Below are 18890 nucleotides of genomic sequence, written 5' to 3'. Positions count from 1 at the left end.
AAATATCCTTCAAGAGCGCTTGCCGATCCGGGCAGCCTTCTCCGCATCGTACCACCAGATGTCGGGGAAGGACGACAAGCCATATTTTGGCATTTCCGCGGGACGGCTGAAGCGATCCCAACGCGCCGTGCGCTGTTTCGAATAGGTCCACTGCGGCACGACGTAGTGGTTCCACAGCAGCACCCGGTCGAGCGCTTTGGTAGCCGCAATGAGGTCTTGCCGATCCGTCGCGAAGATGACGCGCTCGATCAGCTTGTCGATCGCCGGATTCTTGATTCCAATGTAGTTGTCCGATCCGGGCTGGTCAGCAGACTTCGAACTCCAGTGCTCACGTTGTTCATTGCCCGGCGACAGCGACTGGCCCCACGATTGAATCGTCAACATGTCGTAGTCCCAGTTGCGAAGCCTGTTCTGATACTGGATCGCATCGACACTACGAACAGAGACCGAAACGCCCAGCCGTTCCAGAGAAGGCTTGTAAAACAGGGCGACGCGTTCGAAAGCCGGATCATCGGCACGCGAAAACAGCTCGATTGAGAACGGCTCACCGCTTGTGGCGTTGACGAGCTTTCGATCACGAACCTCGAAGCCCGCCTCCTTCATCAGCCTCAGCGCCTGCTGCAGATTGCTGCGGACCGCTTCCGGACTTCCTCCAACTGGATTGGAGTAGGCGGTCGTGAAGACCTCCTTCGGAACCTCCGCCCGCACGGACTCGAGAATCTCCAGCTCCCTTCCGGTCGGAAGCCCGGTTGCCATCAATTCGTCGATGCCGTGGAAATAGCTGCTGACCCGCGTGTATTGCCCGAAGAAAATCTGCTTGTTCATCTCCTCGAAGTCGAACGCGAAATTCAATGCCAGTCGTACCCGGGGATCGGCAAATTTGCTGCGACGCGTGTTCGGCACAAACGCCTGCATCACTCCCGATCGACTGTTGGGGAATTCCTCCTTCAACACGCGCTTGTCGGTCACCGCAGGAAAATCATAGGCTGTCGCCCAGTTTTTCGCGCTGTTCTCGACACGAAAATCGACCTGATCGCCCTTGAAGGCCTCGAGCGCGACAATTGCATCTCGAAAATAGTCGTACCGGAGTTCGTCGAAATTGGCACGGCCGACATTGACAGCAAGGTTACGGCCCCAATAGTCCTTCACACGCTCGAACGTGATTGACCTGCCAGCAACAAACTCCTTCAGCCGATATGGGCCAGACCCGAGCGGCACTTCCAGGGTGGTTGCGGAGATATCGCGCTTGCGGCCCTCTCCGTCGGTGCCTTCCCACCAATGTTTGGGCAGGACCGTCAGCTGGCCGACGATCAGCGGGAGCTCGCGGTTGCCAGGACCATCGAAGGTGAATTTGACTTCGCGGTCACTGAACTTCTCGGTCTTCACGACGTGACGGTAGTATGCCGAATATTGCGGATGATGTTTCTTGAACGCCTCCAGCGAGAAGATGACATCATCTGCGCTGACCGGCTTGCCGTCGTGCCATCTGGCTTCCGGCCGCAGGCGATAGATTACCCAGGAGAAATCGTCGGGATGGCTGACGGCCTCGGCCAGTTCGCCATACTCGGTCGAAGCCTCATCAAGTGACTGTGTGGTCAAAGTTTCATAGATGAGTTGGACTCCACCGGCGAGCGCGCCCTTCACGCCGGAGACGACAACATTAAAATTGTCAAAGGTCCCGAAGGCGGCGTTCCGGACCGTGCCGCCCTTGGGCGCGTCCGGATTGACGTAGTCGAACCGCTTGAAGTCGGCCGGATACTTGATATCGCCGAACAGCGACAGCGCGTGCCGCCAGGCCGGCTCGCCGCCTGCGCCTTGCGCCTTTGCGGTTTCGATCGCGGGAAGCGCCGTCGCAATGCCCAGCGCAGGAGCCAAGGCGGCAGCTGCGCCGCCCTGGAGAAGATGTCGTCGGGTAATGGCCAAATGCAGAATTCCTGTTGCTGATACCAGTATCCGTGCTGTCGAGGTCCGCGGCGGCCCCAGACGCGAAACCCACAAGCACAGGGTCGAGCTAGTGAGGACCCAATATAAGGCAAGGGTTCGACGAATTACGTTGCTTTTTCCTCATGATAGCAGCTTGGGAATACCGCCGCTGCGGCGAATAGTCCCGGTAACAACTCCGCTAGCGAAGATGCGATCCCGCATAGCGAAACGGCCAGGCGATGCCTGGCCGTCATGTCGTGACAACGTCCCTGCCGGACGGTCAAAGATTTTACTTCGCCGCGGTCGGCAGCGGCGCCGGCTTTTCCGACAGCGAATTCAAGTAGGCGATGACGTCGGCGCGCTCGCTGTCCTTCGGGATACCAGCGAAGCCCATGGCCGTGCCCGGAACGAAAGCCTTGGGGTTGGTGAGGAACTTGTTGAGATCGTCAAAGGTCCAGTTGCCGCCCTTGCCCTTCATGGCAGCCGAGAAATTGAACCCGCCGTGACCTGCGCCCTTCGGCTCGTTGACGACACCATAGAGGTTCGGGCCGACGCGGTTGGGACCGCCCTTTTCGAAGGTGTGGCAGGCCCCGCACTTCTTGGCGGCGGCTGCGCCCTTCTCGACGGAGGCCGTCTGCAACAGCTTCTCGATCGGCTCGGAGGGAGCTGCGGCTTCCTTGGCTCCGCCGTGAGAGGCGTCTTCCTTCACCGCAATCTCGAAGCCCGGCTTTTCCGGCTTCACGGGGGTGAAAATCGCATGGGCGGCAAAGCTCGTTACCAGAACGACAAGGCAGGTGGCGAGGATGGCGCCGAGAATCTTGTTGAGTTCGAAGGAGTCCATAACGGATCAGGCTCCAGGGCCGGGAAGGTCGACTGAAGGCCGGCAAAACGGCCGCGGGTGGGCGCGAGGAATCAGCTTTTGCGCCGCACCCTCAGCAGGGTTGAGATATCGGTTTGCCCGGGCTCTGGCAACCCGTATAAACGCGCCGAATTTCATCCCATCCCCACCAAATCCACTAGTCCGGCCAGGCCCTCCGACGATGACCGATTCCCGCATTTTGGTGCTGATCCCCGCCCGGATGGCGGCGACCCGGCTGCCGGGCAAGCCGCTCCTGGATATCGCCGGCCTGCCCATGATCGTGCACGTGCTGCGGCGAGCCGAGGAGGCCAAAATCGGCCGGGTCGCGGTGGCGACCGATACCCCCGAGATCGCGGATGCGGTAAGGGCCGCCGGTGGCGAGGTGGTGATGACCCGCGCCTCCCATCCTTCCGGCTCCGACCGGATCCACGAGGCCATGCAGACGCTGGATCCGTCGGGTAAGGCCGAGATCGTGGTCAATTTGCAGGGCGACTTCCCGACCATCGCGCCGAACACCATCCGCGCCGCGCTGCCGCCGCTCGACGACCCCGCCGTCGACATCGCGACGCTGGCCTCGCAGATCCACACCCAGGAAGAGGACCAGGCCCCCAGCGTGGTGAAGGCGGTCGGCTCGCCGATCGGGGTGAACCGGCTGCGCGCGCTCTATTTCACCCGCGCCACAGCGCCCCACGGTGACGGTCCCCGCTATCACCATATCGGCCTCTATGCCTACCGCCGCGCCGCGCTGGAGCGGTTCGTGGCCCTGCCCCCCTCGCCGCTGGAGCAGCAGGAAAAGCTCGAGCAACTCCGCGCGCTGGAAGCCGGGATGCGGATCGACATTACCCTCGTCGATAGCGTGCCGCGGGGGGTCGATACGCCCGCCGACCTCGAAACCGCCCGCCGCATACTGGCAAAAGCCTGAGCCGCTGTTAAAAGGCCCGATATGACCAAAAAGCTCAAAATCGCATTCCAGGGCGAGCCTGGCGCCAATTCCCATATTGCCATCGTCGAGGCCTATCCGGACGCCGAACCGATGCCGTGCGCAACCTTCGAGGACGCGCTGTCGGCGATCTCCTCGGGCGAGGCCGATCTCGGCATGATCCCGATCGAGAATTCGGTCGCCGGGCGCGTTGCCGACATCCACCATCTGTTGCCGGCGTCCGGCCTGTTCATCATCGGCGAATGGTTCTTGCCGGTCCGCCATCAATTGATGGCGCCGAAGGGAACGAAACTCTCCGACATCAAGACGGTCGAGAGCCATGTCCATGCGCTCGGCCAGTGCCGGCGCATCATCCGCAAGCTCGGCATCAAGCCGATCGTGGCGGCCGACACCGCCGGCAGCGCCCGCGACGTCTCCGAGCGCAAGGACAAGAGTGTTGCCGCGATCGCCTCCCGCCTGGCGGCAGAGATCTACGGGCTCGATATCCTGGCGGAGGATGTCGAGGACGAAGCCCACAACACCACCCGCTTCGTGGTGCTGGCGCGCGAGGCGGATTGGGCCAAGCAGAACTCCGGCCCGCTGGTCACCACTTTTGTTTTTCGGGTGCGCAATTTGCCCGCCGCGCTCTACAAGGCGCTCGGCGGCTTTGCCACCAACGGCGTCAACATGACGAAGCTGGAAAGCTACATGGTCGACGGCAATTTCTTTGCGACGCAGTTCTATGCCGATGTCGATGGCCACCCCGACGACCGGGGTCTCGCCTTTGCGCTGGAGGAACTGAAGTTCTTCTCGCGCGAATTCCGCATCGTCGGCGTCTACCCGGCCCATCCGTTCCGCGCGACGTTCAGCGAAAAGCAGGATTAGATCGTTATGGGGGCACGCGAAGCGTGCCCCCATGTGTCCTAGCCGAACCGCTTCAGAGCTGCCAACCACAGCTCCCAGATTTCCGTGGTCTGCTCCAGCCCGGTGTGCACCATCACGATCTTCGAGGCCGGATCGACGCAGATGCGCTGGCCGAAATCGCCGAACATCGCGAACTGGCGCTGTCCCCAGGGCAACAGCCACAGCAGGTAGCCATAGCCGAAATCGTGATCGGCTTTGCCCGGCGCGAGATGGCCGTCGGACGACCGCACCGTCGTCGCATCCATCAGCCACTGCGCCGGGATGATCTGCCGTCCGTCCCACACCCCATCATGCGCCAGCAGGCGCGCGAGCCGGGCATAGTCGCGCAGCACCGCGTTGAAGCCGAAGTGGGGCAATTCGAACCCTTCGGCATCCAGCAGCCATTTGGCATCGGCCTCGGTCCCGATGGGTTGCCAGATTTTTTCCTGCAAATAGTCGGACAGCGATTTGCCGCTGGCGCTACGCAGGACCATGCCGAGTACATCCGGCTCGATGCTGGCGTAATGGAAGCGCGTCCCCGGCGGTGCGATCCGATGATTGAACTGGATGATGCTGTTGACGGTGCCTTTGTCCGAAATCCAGCCGCCGGCGACCATATCGCGCCACAGCCGATTGAGATCGCGCCCGCCCTCCGCCTCTTCGCCGAAGTCGACGCCGGAGGACATGTGAAGGAGATCGCGGATCGGCGTGCGGCCATATTCGGATCCACGAAAACCAGGCACGTAGGTTTCGGCCGTGTCGTCGACCGATTTGATGGCGCCTTCGGCAACCGCGAGGCCGATCAACAGGCCGGTGATCGACTTGACCATCGATTGGGAAACGAACCGGTCGCGGTCGGTTCGGCCGTATTGGTAATGCTCGAACAGGATCTGATCGTCTTTGGCGATCAGGAGACCGGTGACGGGGTTGCACACGAGATAGGAGGTCACTTCGGGGCGAAAGGAATCGGACAAATCCGCGGTTGCGCGCTTGAACGTCCAAGGCGTTGCAGCGTGCCTCACCTGCCGGGTCGGATAGATTTCGTCGATGTGGGTGAACGCGCCGACGCGCTCGGCGGGCTGCCAGGGATTTCCCTGCCATCGCGCCTTGACGGCATCGGGGACCGGGTATCCGGCCTCAGCGCCGTAGAACTCGGCGTTGGGACCGGTAGGAGAGAAGATCGGCCCCGCGTCCGCCCACGCCCGGCGCGTTGGAGCGGCAAGGCCTGCGGCACAGGTCGCGGCAAGGCCGGCTAGCGTCGTCCGACGGGACAGAGTGGTGCGCTGCTCACTCGACATGGGACAGCTCTCTCAACTAGTCGTCCCTGCGAACGCAGGGACGACATCGATTTACGCAGCCACCTTCTTGTTCAGGCCGAACGCATCCGCCAAGAGACCATACGATTTCTTCCGCGCGTCGTGGTCGTAGACCGCGGTGATGATCATCAGTTCATCCGGCTGGCTCGCCGTGATCATCGGCTGCAGCTTCGCCATGATGGTTGCCGGGCTGCCGACGAAGAAGCGTGAACGGTTGCGAGCGATCGAAGCGCGCTCGGAGTCGGTATAGTTGTAGGCCAGCGCTTCCTCGACGCTCGGCAACGGCAGATATTGTCCGCGGTCGCGCCGCAGGCGGTTGAGGTCCATCGAGGTCGCAAGCTGTTCGGCTTCCGCATCGGTTTCGGCGGCGACCGCGGCGACGGCGAGGATGCCGTGCGGGCCCTCCCGCCAGCCGGACGGCTTGAAGTGGCTGCGGTAGTTGGTCATCGCGGCGATCGCGTCATAGGACGCAAAATGATGCGCGAACGCAAAGCCCATGCCGACCTGCGCGGCCAATTCCGAACTGTAGTCGGACGAACCGAGCAGCCAGATCGGCGGCAGCGGCGTATCGTCGGGCATCGCCACCACATTGTTGTAGGGATGGCCGGCCGGGAAACCGCGGGTTTCCCACAACACCAGTTCGCTCAGCCGTTCGAGAAAATCGTCGCCCTCGCGGCGGTCGAGCCGGCTGCGCAGCGCATGCGCGGTGGCGCCGTCGGTGCCGGGCGCGCGCCCCAGGCCGAGGTCGATGCGGCCGGGAAACAGCGCCTCCAGCATCTTGAAGCGCTCGGCCACCACCAGCGGCGCGTGGTTGGGCAGCATCACGCCGCCGGAGCCGACGCGGATGTTCTTCGTCACCGCCGCGATCTGACCGATCATCAGGTCGGGCGCGGGACTCGCCACCGAGGCCAGGTTGTGGTGCTCGGCAAGCCAGTACCTGACATAGCCGAGCCCATCGACATGGCGCGCCAGATCGATGCTGTTCTGCAGGGCGTGGGCCGGACGGGTGCCTGTGGTGACGACGGAGAGGTCGAGGACGGAAAGCGGGATCATGGCGCTAAACTAGTGCGGCAATCGGGGGCGACAAAGGCCCGGCCGGCGCAGATCAGGGCCGCGATTGTGGGAAAGCCGGCACTGGGCAGCTCCTTGAGAAGTGGGACAAAGTGCAACAGAATCAATTCAACTAGCTCAGCCCAACGCGCCTACGCAAGCCTGACGTAAAGCCAAACTTCACTCAATATATTGTTTTTGCTAGATAAAATATATAAACACCTCAGCCCACTATTTTTTCTAAAACGGCTTACATTTCGACTATTTTGCATAAAGTGGGCTACTTCCCATATCCGATGGGCTGTTTGGTCGGTCCCATTTGGCCTATTTTAGCTGACCGCCGCTAAGGCCTGATGTTCGCCCTTTCCTTTTCGGAGCTTTGTGAGTGCCATGACCGACGTTACGCCCCCCGCTTTCGACGGCCATCGCGCGCTGCATTCGCCAAAAATCTCCTTCGAGTTTTTTCCGCCCAAGACGGAGGAGATGGAGCGCAGCCTGTGGGAGACCATCAACCGGCTGGCGCCGCTCGCGCCTAATTTCGTCTCCGTGACCTATGGCGCCGGCGGATCGACCCGGGAGCGCACCCATTCGACCATCGCCCGCATCCTGAAGGAGACCAGCCTGGTCCCGGCGGCGCATCTGACCTGCGTCGGCGCACCGAAGGGCGAGATCAACGACGTGGTGGCGCGCTATCACGAGATCGGCGTCCGCCATATCGTCGCGCTCCGCGGCGACCCCACCACCGGCATCGGCACCGCCTATCACGCCCATCCCGATGGCTATCAAAGCTCGCCCGACCTGATCGCAGGCATCAAGAAGCGCTATCCCGATATCGAGATCTCGGTCTCGGCCTATCCGGAGAAGCATCCGGAGAGCCCGACCATCGACGCCGATATCGATACGCTGAAGGCCAAGGTCGATGCCGGCGCGGCGCGGGCCATCACGCAAGTCTTCTTCGATAACGATCTCTACTTCCGCTATCTCGATCGCGTGCGCGCCCGCGGCATCGATATTCCGGTCGTGCCCGGCATCATGCCGATGCACAATTTCAAGCAGGCGCGGAGCTTCGTGACCCGTGCCGGCACGACGGTGCCGACATGGCTCGCCGACAAGTTCGAAGGCCTCGATGACGACGCCGACACGCGCAAGCTCGTTGCCGCCACCGTGGCTGCCGGCCAGGTGCACAAACTCGCCAAGCACGGCGTCGACACCTTCCACTTCTACACCATGAACCGCGCGGACCTCGTGTTCGCGATCAGCCATCTGCTGGGCATTCGCCCCAATGGCGCACAGAAAGCCGCTTGATCCGATGACGTCCTCTATTTCGCCAAAGCGTACCGCCCTGCTCGCCGCCGCGCGCGAGCGCATCCTGGTGCTCGACGGCGCCATGGGCACGATGATCCAGGGCCTGCAGTTCGACGAAACCGCGTTTCGCGGTGAACGATTCAAGGACTTCCATCGCGACGTCAGAGGCAACAACGATTTGCTGATCCTGACGCAGCCAAAGGCGATCGAGGATATTCACGCCGCCTATTTGCGCGCGGGCGCCGACATCGTCGCCACCAACACCTTCTCCTCGACCTCGATTGCGCAGGCCGACTACGACATGTCGGACCTCGCCTATGAGCTGAACCGCGATGGCGCCAGGCTGGCGCGTGCTGCCGCCGAGCGCGTCTCGGCCGAGGACGGCAAGCCGCGTTTCGTGGCCGGCGCGCTGGGCCCGACCAACCGCACCGCATCGATCTCGCCCGATGTTTCCAATCCCGGCTATCGCGCCGTGACCTTCGACGACCTTCGCAAGGCCTATGGCGAACAGGTCAACGGCCTCTTGGACGGCGGCGCCGACCTACTGCTGGTCGAAACCATTTTCGACACGCTGAACGCCAAGGCCGCGCTCTACGCGATCTCCGAAATAACGGAAGAACGCGGCATCGACGTTCCCGTGATGATCTCCGGCACCATCACCGACAAATCCGGCCGCCTGCTCTCCGGGCAATTGCCGGAAGCGTTCTGGAATTCGATCCGCCACGCCCGGCCGATCACCGTCGGCTTCAACTGCGCGCTCGGCGCGGAAGACTTGCGCGCCCATATCGCCGATATCGGCCGCGTCGCCGATACTTTGATTTGTGCTTACCCGAATGCCGGCCTGCCCAACGAATTCGGCCAGTATGACGAGACGCCCGAATACATGGCGCGGCTGATCGGCGAGTTCGCCGAGGCCGGCCTCGTCAACATCGTCGGCGGCTGCTGCGGCACCACGCCGGACCATATCGCAGCGATTGCCGCAGCCGTCGCCCCGCACAAGCCGCGCATCGTGCCCGTGATCGAGCCGCGCCTGCGGCTGTCGGGGCTGGAGCCGTTCGCGCTGACACCTGCGATTCCCTTCGTCAACGTCGGCGAGCGCACCAACGTCACCGGCTCGGCAAGATTCCGCAAGCTGATCACCGCGGGCGACTACACCGCGGCGCTGCAGGTCGCGCGTGACCAGGTCGAGAACGGCGCGCAGATCATCGACGTCAACATGGACGAGGGACTTCTGGATTCGGAAGCCGCGATGGTGACGTTCCTCAACCTCGTCGCCGCAGAGCCCGACATCGCCCGCGTCCCTGTCATGGTGGACTCCTCGAAATTCAACGTGATCGAAGCCGGCCTGAAATGCGTTCAGGGCAAGCCCGTCGTGAACTCGATCTCGATGAAGGAGGGCGTAGAGAAATTCATCCACGAGGCCCGCATCGCGCACCGCCATGGTGCAGCCGTCGTGGTGATGGCGTTCGACGAGGTCGGACAGGCCGACACGTTCGCGCGCAAGACCGAGATCTGCAAGCGCGCCTACGACATTCTCGTCAACGAGGTCGGCTTCCCGCCTGAGGACATCATCTTCGATCCGAATATCTTTGCGATCGCGACGGGCCTCGAAGAGCACAACAATTATGGCGTCGATTTCATCGAGGCGACGCGCTGGATCCGGCAGAACCTGCCGGGCGCGCATGTCTCCGGCGGCGTGTCGAATCTCTCGTTCTCGTTCCGCGGCAATGAGCCGGTGCGCGAAGCCATGCACTCGGTGTTCCTGTATCACGCCATTCATGCCGGCATGGACATGGGCATCGTCAATGCCGGGCAGATGATCGTCTATGACGACATCGACCCTGAATTGCGCCAGGTGTGCGAGGACGTCATCCTCAATCGCGATCCCGGCGCGTCCGAGCGGCTGCTGGCGCTGGCGGAAAAGTTCCGCGGCAAGGAGAAGCAGAGCAAGGAGCAGGATCTCGCCTGGCGCGAATGGCCGGTCGAGAAGCGGCTGTCGCATGCCCTGGTACACGGCATCACCGAATTCATCGAAGAGGATACCGAGGCCGCGCGTAAAACGGTGGAGCGGCCGCTCAACGTGATCGAAGGGCCGCTGATGGCCGGCATGAATGTCGTCGGCGATCTCTTTGGCGACGGAAAGATGTTCCTGCCGCAGGTGGTGAAGTCCGCCCGCGTGATGAAGCAGGCGGTCGCCTATCTGATGCCGTTCATGGAAGAGGAAAAGGCGCGCAACCTCGCCAATGGCGTGACCGGCGACGGCCGCAACGCCGCCGGCAAGATCGTGCTCGCGACCGTGAAGGGCGACGTCCACGATATCGGCAAGAACATCGTCGGCATCGTGCTGCAATGTAACAATTTCGAGGTGATCGACCTCGGCGTCATGGTCCCCGCCAACAAGATCATCGAGACCGCCAAGGCCGAAGGCGCCGATATCATCGGGCTATCAGGCCTGATCACGCCCTCGCTCGACGAGATGAGCTTTCTGGCCGGCGAAATGGAGCGGCAGGGCATGAAGATGCCGCTGTTGATCGGCGGCGCCACGACGAGCCGCGTGCACACCGCGGTCAAGATCGACCCGAACTACAAGGGCGGGCCGGTGGTTCACGTCAACGACGCCAGCCGCGCCGTCGGCGTCGCGTCGTCGCTGCTCTCGCCCGACAAGCGCGAGGCCTATGCCGCCGACATCCGCGCCGAATACGCCAAGATTTCCGACGCGCATTTCCGCGCGCAGGCCGACAAGAAGCGGCTGAAGCTGGCAGATGCACGCGCCAACGCGGTCAAGGCCGACTTTACGAAAACGCCGCCGAAGAAGCCGGCATTCCTGGGCATCAAGAGCTTTGACGCCTATGATCTGGCGGAGCTTGCCGAATACATCGACTGGACGCCGTTCTTCCAGACCTGGGAACTGACCGGGCGTTTCCCGGCCATCCTCGACGATCCCAAGATCGGCGAAGTCGCGCGTTCGCTCTATGACGACGCGCGCAAGATGCTGGACCGCATCATCAAGGAGAAATGGTTTACCGCGCGCGCCACCATCGGCTTCTGGCCGGCCAATGCCGACGGCGACGATATCGCGGTCTATGCCGACGATACGCGCAAGAAGAAGATCGCGACCCTCCATACGCTGCGCCAGCAGTTGGAGAAGCGCGAAGGCCGCTTCAACGCGGCGCTGTCGGATTTCATCGCTCCCGTGCCTTCGGGCGTATCGGATTATATCGGCGGCTTCGTCGTTACCGCGGGGATCGGCGAGGACGCGGTGGCCGACCGCTTCAAGAACGCCAATGACGATTACTCCTCGATCCTGTGCAAGGCGCTGGCCGATCGTCTGGCCGAAGCCTTCGCCGAGCGGATGCATCAGCGCGTCCGCAAGGAGTTCTGGGGCTACGCGCCGGACGAGGCGCTGACCTCCGACCAACTCATCCTGGAACAATATGCGGGCATCCGCCCTGCCCCGGGCTATCCCGCGCAGCCCGATCACACCGAGAAGGCGACACTGTTCCGCCTGCTGGATGCGGAAAACACCGCCGGCGTGAAGCTGACCGAGAGCTTTGCGATGTGGCCGGGCTCGTCGGTATCGGGGCTCTATTTCTCCCATCCCGAAAGCTTCTATTTCGGCGTCGGCAAGATCGAACGCGACCAGGTCGAGGACTACGCCGCGCGCAAGGGCATGGCGGTGGCGGAGACCGAGCGTTGGCTGGCGCCGGTGCTGAACTACATTCCGTCCCAGCAGGCGGCAGCGAAGGCACCGGTGGCGGAAATAATCCCCGCCAACGACGTCGCCTCGCATCCGCCCGGCTGCACCTGCGCCGTGCACCTCGCCTGGCGCAAAAAGGCGGTGGGGGCGGGGTAGAGACTTCCTTCCCTTCTCCCCTTGTGGGAGAAGGTGGCATAGGCGGCCTTTGGCCGCCGTCACTTAACGCCGATGCTTTGCATCGGCTATGGCGCCGGATGAGGGGTCTCTATCCGCGGAAAGAACCCCTCACCCGTCTCAATCGTGCTTCGCACGATTGATCCACCCTCTCCCACAAGGGGAGAGGGGAAGAGAAGTGCGGGGTCCCCCATGAAATTCTTCTCGTTCTGGCGATCGCTGGCGAGCTTTCGGGTTCGCATCGCGCTCAATCTGAAAAATGTCCCGGCCGAGGTGGTCTTCGTCGACATCGACGCCAGCGCGCATCGCGATCCCGAATACCGCAAGATCAATCCGCAGATGGCGCTGCCGGCGCTGGTGGAAGATGACGGCACCATTCTGGTCCAGTCGCTCGCCATTCTCGAGTATCTCGACGAAAAGTATCCCTCCCCGCCGCTGCTGCCTGCCGATGCCGCCGGCCGCGCCCGCGTGCGCGCGCTGGCGCTGATGGTGGCTTGCGAGGGCCATCCGCTGCTGACGCCGCGGGTGCGCCGTTATCTTGATCACGAACTCAATCTGCGCGACACCCAGCAGGCGGCCTGGCGGCGGCACTGGATCGTGGAGACGCTGGCGGCGCTGGAGGGCCATCTAGCCGATAACAAGGACACCGGAAAATTCTGCCATGGCGATGCGCCGACGCTGGCCGATATCTGCATGGTCGGCCACGTCACCTTCGCGATCTCGCAGCAGATCGATTTGAAAATCTATCCGACCGTGAAGCGCATCTTCGAGACCGCAATGGCGCTGCCGGAATTTGCGAAGGCGCATCCGCTGGCGCAGCCGGATACGCCGGAGGCGATGCGGGCGAAGCAGTAGGGTGGGCAAAGGCGCTCTTGCGCCGTGCCCACCATTTATCGGCAGATCCATCCTGGGTCGTGGGCACGCTTCCGCCTTCGCTCGTTGAGCTACGGCGGACAAGCCGCTTTGCCCACCCCACGCTTCCTGATCCATGCCTGAGGCGACCTCTCCCTTGAACCCGCGTTCTCGTCCGGGCGACAAAACGCCAGTCGCGCTGACGCTGCGGGGAGGTCGTCATTCAAACCGGGCTTAAACTCCTGATCATCTATCTCCTTGCGATCAGCCAATTTGCAGTGGCGGCTTCCGGTCGCGAACTCGTTGCTGAAACGGAGGCACACATGGCCGCAAAATCCATGCTGCCAACGATCCAGAAACTGTTGTCAGAGAACCGTACAGCCTCCCGCGACGATCAGCTTTATGCCGCCGCGCTCGCTCTGTTCAAGGCGATCGAGGCTGGACAGGAGCCCGCCGAAAGCCGTGACATGCTGGCCAAGGCGCTACATGAGGTGGCGGTGGGCGGCCATGCGAACGCATGGATCGATTATGGCCGCTGCCTCTGGAACGGCTGGGGCGTCCCCGAAGATCGGGAAGCAGCACTCGCTGCCTACAAGCGTGCTGCCGACCTCGGTTCGGACTATGCAGCCTATCTCGCGGCTTACAATCTCTATTGGACATTCGGGAGATATGACGAAGCCCACGCTTACGCATCCCGGGCGCTGCTGACGGCCGGGGACCCGGACGGAGCCGTTCGCTATCTCCTCGGCATCATGGCGTATCATGGTCGCGGGCGATCGAAAGACGTCGCAGAAAGCCGTCGGCTGCATCTGGAAGCCTCTCAACGAGGAAATGCCGACGCCTATTTCGAGCTCTTCGTCTATGCCATGAACGGCATAGGAGATCGCAGCAAGGCGGCTTTTTATCTGAAGGAAGCCGGGCAACGCGATCAGCCCCGCGCCTGCGCCAATCTCGGTGCGCTTTATGCGACTGGGCAGCTGCCGGGAATTGACAAGGACCTCACTGAAGCAGTCCGCTGGTACAAGCGCGCCGCCGATCTTGGCGTGGCCAGAGCCGCCGCCGCCCTCGGTGTCATGGCGCTGCGCGGAGAAGGAATGGCGCGCGATCCGGAAACAGCCGAAGCGTTCCTCAAGCGCGCCGAGGTTTCAGGTTTTGACGTCGATGAGTATCTGCAAGCCAACCGGCTTGAACGCCCGTCTCGAATGAGCCCGAGCGAACAAAGATAGGCGGCTTGCAAGCGTTCAACGAACGAAGGCTACAATTTTCCGTCCTTCTTCCAGCGCCGCAATGTGCTCTCGGCGACCTCAAAATGCATGGCGTCCTCGGTCGGGAAGGAAACGCCCCAAAACCAGCCCGCTGCATTGAAGTAGCGCGACAGGATCAGCAGTCCCCGAAAGCACTTCTTGTCACCCTGCAGGTCGAGAGCACCGTTCAGTTTGATATCGACCGCCAGGCCCCATGAATGATTCGACGGGTTCCTGCCCAGTTTGATCGTACCGTTAGGTTGCCGGATCTTTACCTTCCGCGCGCACGTCATGCCGGCGGTGCCCACGATCGCATGGAGATCAGGAACCTCCCGCTTCACGGAGGCGAAGATGTCCTTCAGCGCTTCGACGGCCACATCAACGCCGGTGCACCTGAAAGGACCGACCGATTTGGTGACGATGCGCTTCTTGAAGGAACCGGTTACCGGCTGACATTCTCCGGTATAACTCGCGCGAGGCTCTCCCAGGATGCGCCGGAGCGTCGCCAGCTTCGGCGATGACAGGCCGACATTGACCGTCGAGGGATCAGGTCTCGCAATCAACTCAAGAAAATTTGTCATTTTGACCAACTCCTTATCGATGCAGCGATCAGATCTGAGCCCAGAGCGGCATAGAGAGATCGTTGGCCGACCTGAGCTTGCCAGGAGCGTCGCCGTAAAAAAAATTATGCAATCCGATAAATCAACCGACGGTTGACGTAGCTGTCAAGCCTGCAGGACACTTTCGGCAAATGAATTGTTCGCGCAATTCTGCGCCCGACCCACGCGGCGCTCGCGCCGCCTCAAACACCAGTTCGCTCAGAAGATCAAGGCTCGCTCAATCCCCGCTCGGCGGCGCCAGCGGCTGCACGATCTCCTGGAACGGCGGCAGCGCCTCGCACCGCTTGGAATGCGCCTGCAGCGCGGGATAGCGATCGCCGAACAATGCCGGATGCGCCTCGCCGGTGAAGCGCAGCACGCAAGCCACCGCGATATCGGCATGACCGATCTTGTCGCCGGACCAATACGGCGTCTTGACCGCGGCCCGCTCCTTCTCCAGCACCTCCAGCACGCCCGCGATCTGCGCATTGCAGCGCGCGACCCAGAGATGGAGCTGCTTCTCCTTGCGCAGCACGCGCTCGTACAACAGGCTCACCCCCTTGTCGCCGAGCCCCATCGCCAGCGCGCAGATGCGCAAATGCCGCCAGCGCGCCTCGCCGTTCCGCGCGATCATCGCTTTCTCGGCGCCGACGCGATCGTCGAGATAATCCAGCATCATCGCGCTCTCGATCAGCGCGTCCCCGCTGTCCAGCACCAGCGTCGGCACCCGCCGCAGCGGATTGTAGGCCGCGATCTCATCGGCGTCGCCGAAGGTCGACCACGGTTTGTGCTCAAATTCGACGCCATAGAGCCGCATGGCGATGGCGACACGGCGAACGAAGGGGGAGTCGAATTGGCCGATCAGGATCATGGTCGTTGTACTCTCAGCTTGTCATGGCCGGGCTTGACCCGGCCATCCATTCTTCTTCAGATAGAATCTTAGTTTGATGGATGCCCGGATCAAGTCCGGGCATGACAATCCGAGCTAGGAATTGACCATGTTGCGTTCACTGCCACCAGCCGCGCTGCTCTTGCTGACATTTGCTGCCACGTCGCACGCTCAATCCGCTCCCATCGGCTTCCAGTCGCCATCCAAAAACGTCGCCTGCCAGTATTTCGACTACGACAAGCAGAACGTGCTCCGTTGCGACATCAGCGCGATGGAAACCAAGCCACGCCGCCCTGCCGATTGTGAACTCGATTACGGCGGCGCCTTCGAGATGAACGCCAAGGGCGCGGCCGCCCGCATCTGCCACGGCGACACCGTGATGGACAAATCGCTGCCAGTGCTTGGCTATGGCGAGGTCTGGCAGCGCGGCGGGTTTACGTGCAAGTCGGAGCAGACGGGTGTGACGTGCTTCAATGCGGATCGCCGCGGCTTCTCGCTGGCGCGGGCGAAGCAGGAGCTGTTTTGAGGTCACGGAAACATCTGACGCAATTCAGGCTCCGCAGACATTTCCTTACACTATTCCTCTACAAGGCAGGCCAGCTGACTTGACTGCGCCAACAGAACCGCAGCTCGCTCCATATTTGCTCTTGTGACGGATTGAACGATCACCAAGTTCGGCTCGAAAAATGAGCCCTCACGCTGAAGCTCGCTTTCGATCTCCTGGCCGAGGCGCACAGGGTCGTAGAAGTTCAAGCGATATCGCTTCCCTGAAACAATGATCCGCGCATCGGAATACCAACCTTTCGCCTCGACTTCCCATTCGTAGTCCGCGAAGTCTGCTGGCAAATCAAACGAAAAAGGCGACATGCTGCTACTCAATCACCGGCACATGCTTCGCCACATCGCGCGGCGCGGCGTCGTCGAGCCTGGGATCGTCCCTCACCTCGATCTGCCGCCGGAAGGCGCGAAAGCCCGAGCGCTGGTAGAACGCGATTGCGCCGGGGTGATCGAAGGTGCAGGTATGCAGCCAGACGCGCGTGACCGGCCGCGACCATGCGAGCTCCAATGCGCGGTTCATCAGCCAGCGGCCGGCGCCGGTGCCGACCAGTTTTGCGGTGACGCCGAAGAAGACGATCTCGCATTCGCTGGGAATGCGGAAATCCAGCTCTAGCAGGCCTTCGTCGCGGCCGTCATGCACCAGCGCGTAGACTTCCACCAAAGACGATTGAATGATCGCCGCAAGCTCGGCGTCAGGCATCCGTATCCGCGAGACCCACAAAAATTCCTCGCCGACACGGCGATAGAGATCGCGAAACCAGTCGAGCGGCGGCATCTCGACACGGCGCAGCGTCCACGCACCGGGTGGATCAGGACGCGGCGCGGGGCGCACGGTCATCTCCAGATGCGTGACGACGGCGGCGACCTTGCCGGCGGGAATATCGGAATAGCCGTCGGGCACGATCAACTGACGTCACTCCCCTTCATCGCTCGCCAGCACGCCCTTCACCGCCCTCGCCCAGCCGGCGAGCTTGCGATCCCGCGTCGCCTTGCTCATGTTCGGCTTGAAGCGATGTTCGAGACGCCAGTTGTCGGCGAACTTGGCGGGCTCGGGATAGACGCCGGCATGCAGACCGGCGAGATAGGCGGCGCCGAGCGCGGTGGTCTCCTGGATCACCGGGCGGTCGACCGGCGCGTCGAGCAGATCGGCGAGGCGTTGCATGGTCCAGTCGGATGCGGTCATGCCGCCGTCGACGCGCAGCACGTTGGCGGCCTTCTCGCCCGGCCAGTCGGCGCGCATCGCCTCGCGGAGATCGAAGGTCTGGTAGCAGACGCTCTCCAGCGCCGCATGCGCGAGCTCGGCGGGGCCGGTGTTGCGGGTTAGCCCGAACAGCGCGCCGCGCACGCGGGGATTCCAGTACGGCGCGCCCATGCCGACGAAGGCCGGCACCAGATAGACGCTCTGCATGGAATCGGATTTGTCGGCGAGCGGGCCGGTCTCGGATGCCTGCTTGATGATGCCGAGCCCGTCGCGCAGCCATTGCACGGCGGAACCGGCGACGAAGATCGAGCCTTCCAGCGCATAGGTGCGCTTGCCGTTCAACTGATAGGCAATGGTGGTGAGCAGCTTGTTCTTCGAGGCGACCGGCGTGGTGCCGGTGTTGAGCAGCGCGAAGCAGCCGGTGCCGTAGGTCGACTTGATCATGCCGGGCTCGAAGCAGGCCTGGCCGATGGTCGCGGCCTGCTGGTCGCCGGCGATGCCGGAAATGGCGATCGAACCGCCGAACAGATCAGGCACGCAGTCGCCGAACTTGGCGGAGGAGTCCTTGACCTCCGGCAGCATCGAGCGCGGCACGCGCAACAGCTTTAAGAGCTCGTCGTCCCATTCGCCGGTGTGGATGTTGAACAGCAGCGTGCGCGAGGCGTTGGTGGCGTCGGTCGTGTGCACCTTGCCGCCGGTCAACCGCCACAGCAGATAGCAATCGACGGTACCGAACATCAGTTCACCACGCGCGGCGCGTTCACGCGCGCCGGGGACGTGGTCGAGGATCCAGGCGACTTTGGTACCCGAAAAATAGGGATCGATGATCAGGCCGGTCTTGGCCGAAATCGCGGGCTCGTGGCCCTCGTTCTTCAGTTTGGCGCAGATGTCGGCGGTGCGGCGGTCCTGCCAGACGATGGCGCGGTGCACCGCCTGCCCGGTGGCGCGGTCCCAGACGACGGTCGTCTCGCGCTGGTTGGTGATGCCGATGGCGGCGATGTCCTTGGCCGTCAGGCTCGCCTTTTCCAGCGCCTGGCGGCAGACTGCCACTGTCGAGGTCCAGATGTCCTCCGGCTCGTGCTCGACCCAGCCGGAGGCCGGGAAATGCTGCTGGAATTCCTGCTGCGCCGTGGCGGCGATGGAAATGTCGCTGCGGAACACGATGGCGCGCGAGGACGTGGTGCCCTGATCGATGGCCAGCACAAAGGACATGACGTTGCTTCCCCGGGAGGATTGTTGGTTGCCTGAAGCAATCCGATTGGGGGGCGAAGGTCAAGTTGTGGAAGTGATGCCGCCCCTTTCTTCCTTCTCCTCTTGTGGGAGAAGGTGGCGCGGAGGCACTCCGCGCCGGATGAGGGGTTCTCTCTGCGGAGACAGNTCGAATGAGCTTCGCTCATTCGA

The 18890-nt window shown here is 62.6% G+C and carries 16 protein-coding genes; 7 read left to right on the top strand and 9 right to left on the bottom strand.

Translation table 11 applies throughout. The features are described from left to right. Window positions 1-9: 9 nt before the first annotated feature. Window positions 10-1923, bottom strand: a complete 1914-nt coding sequence (locus CQ14_RS13185; RefSeq protein WP_057858317.1) for an extracellular solute-binding protein — start codon at window positions 1921-1923, stop codon at window positions 10-12. A 289-nt stretch (window positions 1924-2212) separates the two neighbouring features. After that, the gene (locus CQ14_RS13180; RefSeq protein WP_057858316.1) at window positions 2213-2764 is read right to left on the bottom strand and encodes a c-type cytochrome; all 552 of its coding nucleotides are present in this window, start codon (window positions 2762-2764) and stop codon (window positions 2213-2215) included. Window positions 2765-2963: 199 nt separating this feature from the next. Between CQ14_RS13180 and CQ14_RS13175 the strand changes: the two genes are divergently transcribed. Both CQ14_RS13175 and CQ14_RS13170 read left to right on the top strand, forming a co-directional pair. Next, window positions 2964-3704, top strand: a complete 741-nt coding sequence (locus tag CQ14_RS13175) for a 3-deoxy-manno-octulosonate cytidylyltransferase (RefSeq protein ID WP_057858315.1) — start codon at window positions 2964-2966, stop codon at window positions 3702-3704. Between the two features lie 21 nt (window positions 3705-3725). Continuing rightward, window positions 3726-4586: a prephenate dehydratase gene (locus tag CQ14_RS13170; RefSeq protein ID WP_057858314.1), complete on the top strand. Its 861-nt coding sequence runs from the start codon at window positions 3726-3728 to the stop codon at window positions 4584-4586. 38 nt (window positions 4587-4624) lie between these two features. Here the strand turns inward: CQ14_RS13170 and CQ14_RS13165 are convergent, their stop codons facing one another. Then, window positions 4625-5902, bottom strand: a complete 1278-nt coding sequence (locus CQ14_RS13165) for a serine hydrolase domain-containing protein (protein ID WP_057858313.1) — start codon at window positions 5900-5902, stop codon at window positions 4625-4627. A gap of 51 nt (window positions 5903-5953) precedes the next feature. Then, window positions 5954-6973 carry an LLM class flavin-dependent oxidoreductase gene (locus CQ14_RS13160; RefSeq protein ID WP_057858312.1) on the bottom strand — a complete coding sequence of 340 codons (1020 nt, stop codon included), beginning with the start codon at window positions 6971-6973 and terminating at the stop codon, window positions 5954-5956. A 387-nt stretch (window positions 6974-7360) separates the two neighbouring features. On the opposite strand from CQ14_RS13160, the gene metF reads away from it, so the two are divergent. The 4 genes from metF to CQ14_RS13140 all read left to right on the top strand — a co-directional run bounded on the left by metF (window position 7361) and on the right by CQ14_RS13140 (window position 14224). Beyond that, a complete protein-coding gene (gene metF / locus CQ14_RS13155) occupies window positions 7361-8275 on the top strand; it encodes a methylenetetrahydrofolate reductase [NAD(P)H] (RefSeq protein ID WP_057858311.1) in 915 nt (304 codons plus the stop codon). 4 nt (window positions 8276-8279) lie between these two features. Then, window positions 8280-12128 carry a methionine synthase gene (gene metH, locus CQ14_RS13150; protein WP_057858521.1) on the top strand — a complete coding sequence of 1283 codons (3849 nt, stop codon included), beginning with the start codon at window positions 8280-8282 and terminating at the stop codon, window positions 12126-12128. Window positions 12129-12338: 210 nt separating this feature from the next. Continuing rightward, entirely contained in the window at window positions 12339-13001 is a 663-nt protein-coding gene (maiA, locus tag CQ14_RS13145; RefSeq protein ID WP_057858310.1) for a maleylacetoacetate isomerase, read from the top strand. Between the two features lie 320 nt (window positions 13002-13321). Further along, on the top strand, window positions 13322-14224 hold the full coding sequence (locus CQ14_RS13140; RefSeq protein ID WP_245320327.1) for a tetratricopeptide repeat protein: 903 nt from the start codon (window positions 13322-13324) through the stop codon (window positions 14222-14224). A gap of 29 nt (window positions 14225-14253) precedes the next feature. Here the strand turns inward: CQ14_RS13140 and CQ14_RS13135 are convergent, their stop codons facing one another. Both CQ14_RS13135 and CQ14_RS13130 read right to left on the bottom strand, forming a co-directional pair. Next, a complete protein-coding gene (locus CQ14_RS13135) occupies window positions 14254-14823 on the bottom strand; it encodes a M15 family metallopeptidase (RefSeq protein ID WP_057858309.1) in 570 nt (189 codons plus the stop codon). 256 nt (window positions 14824-15079) lie between these two features. Next, the gene (locus CQ14_RS13130; protein WP_057858308.1) at window positions 15080-15712 is read right to left on the bottom strand and encodes a glutathione S-transferase family protein; all 633 of its coding nucleotides are present in this window, start codon (window positions 15710-15712) and stop codon (window positions 15080-15082) included. A 127-nt stretch (window positions 15713-15839) separates the two neighbouring features. Between CQ14_RS13130 and CQ14_RS13125 the strand changes: the two genes are divergently transcribed. Then, window positions 15840-16256, top strand: coding sequence for a DUF6636 domain-containing protein (locus CQ14_RS13125; protein WP_057858307.1), 417 nt, complete (start codon window positions 15840-15842; stop codon window positions 16254-16256). Between the two features lie 50 nt (window positions 16257-16306). On the opposite strand, the gene CQ14_RS13120 is transcribed toward CQ14_RS13125, so the two are convergent. Genes CQ14_RS13120 through glpK form a run of 3 tightly spaced genes read right to left on the bottom strand, consistent with a single transcriptional unit; the run spans window position 16307 to window position 18701 of the window. Then, window positions 16307-16597, bottom strand: a complete 291-nt coding sequence (locus tag CQ14_RS13120; RefSeq protein WP_057858306.1) for a hypothetical protein — start codon at window positions 16595-16597, stop codon at window positions 16307-16309. A 4-nt stretch (window positions 16598-16601) separates the two neighbouring features. Then, window positions 16602-17195: a GNAT family N-acetyltransferase gene (locus CQ14_RS13115; protein ID WP_057858305.1), complete on the bottom strand. Its 594-nt coding sequence runs from the start codon at window positions 17193-17195 to the stop codon at window positions 16602-16604. A gap of 6 nt (window positions 17196-17201) precedes the next feature. Continuing rightward, on the bottom strand, window positions 17202-18701 hold the full coding sequence (gene glpK / locus CQ14_RS13110; RefSeq protein WP_057858304.1) for a glycerol kinase GlpK: 1500 nt from the start codon (window positions 18699-18701) through the stop codon (window positions 17202-17204). Window positions 18702-18890 lie beyond the last annotated feature (189 nt).

Source organism: Bradyrhizobium lablabi (assembly GCF_001440475.1).
GTDB lineage: Bacteria > Pseudomonadota > Alphaproteobacteria > Rhizobiales > Xanthobacteraceae > Bradyrhizobium > Bradyrhizobium lablabi.
Note: the sequence above shows the minus strand (reverse complement) of the source record. Positions and strands in the feature narration are given on the sequence as shown.

Excerpts from the sequence above, each read along its gene's own strand:
- CQ14_RS13180 (WP_057858316.1), bottom strand. The coding sequence starts at position 2,764 with ATGGACTCCTTCGAACTCAACAAGATTCTCGGCGCCATCCTCGCCACC.
- CQ14_RS13175 (WP_057858315.1), top strand. The coding sequence starts at position 2,964 with ATGACCGATTCCCGCATTTTGGTGCTGATCCCCGCCCGGATGGCGGCG.
- CQ14_RS13170 (WP_057858314.1), top strand. The coding sequence starts at position 3,726 with ATGACCAAAAAGCTCAAAATCGCATTCCAGGGCGAGCCTGGCGCCAAT.
- CQ14_RS13165 (WP_057858313.1), bottom strand. The coding sequence starts at position 5,902 with ATGTCGAGTGAGCAGCGCACCACTCTGTCCCGTCGGACGACGCTAGCC.
- CQ14_RS13160 (WP_057858312.1), bottom strand. The coding sequence starts at position 6,973 with ATGATCCCGCTTTCCGTCCTCGACCTCTCCGTCGTCACCACAGGCACC.
- metF (WP_057858311.1), top strand. The coding sequence starts at position 7,361 with ATGACCGACGTTACGCCCCCCGCTTTCGACGGCCATCGCGCGCTGCAT.
- metH (WP_057858521.1), top strand. The coding sequence starts at position 8,280 with ATGACGTCCTCTATTTCGCCAAAGCGTACCGCCCTGCTCGCCGCCGCG.
- maiA (WP_057858310.1), top strand. The coding sequence starts at position 12,339 with ATGAAATTCTTCTCGTTCTGGCGATCGCTGGCGAGCTTTCGGGTTCGC.
- CQ14_RS13140 (WP_245320327.1), top strand. The coding sequence starts at position 13,322 with ATGGCCGCAAAATCCATGCTGCCAACGATCCAGAAACTGTTGTCAGAG.
- CQ14_RS13135 (WP_057858309.1), bottom strand. The coding sequence starts at position 14,823 with ATGACAAATTTTCTTGAGTTGATTGCGAGACCTGATCCCTCGACGGTC.
- CQ14_RS13130 (WP_057858308.1), bottom strand. The coding sequence starts at position 15,712 with ATGATCCTGATCGGCCAATTCGACTCCCCCTTCGTTCGCCGTGTCGCC.
- CQ14_RS13125 (WP_057858307.1), top strand. The coding sequence starts at position 15,840 with ATGTTGCGTTCACTGCCACCAGCCGCGCTGCTCTTGCTGACATTTGCT.
- CQ14_RS13120 (WP_057858306.1), bottom strand. The coding sequence starts at position 16,597 with ATGTCGCCTTTTTCGTTTGATTTGCCAGCAGACTTCGCGGACTACGAA.
- glpK (WP_057858304.1), bottom strand. The coding sequence starts at position 18,701 with ATGTCCTTTGTGCTGGCCATCGATCAGGGCACCACGTCCTCGCGCGCC.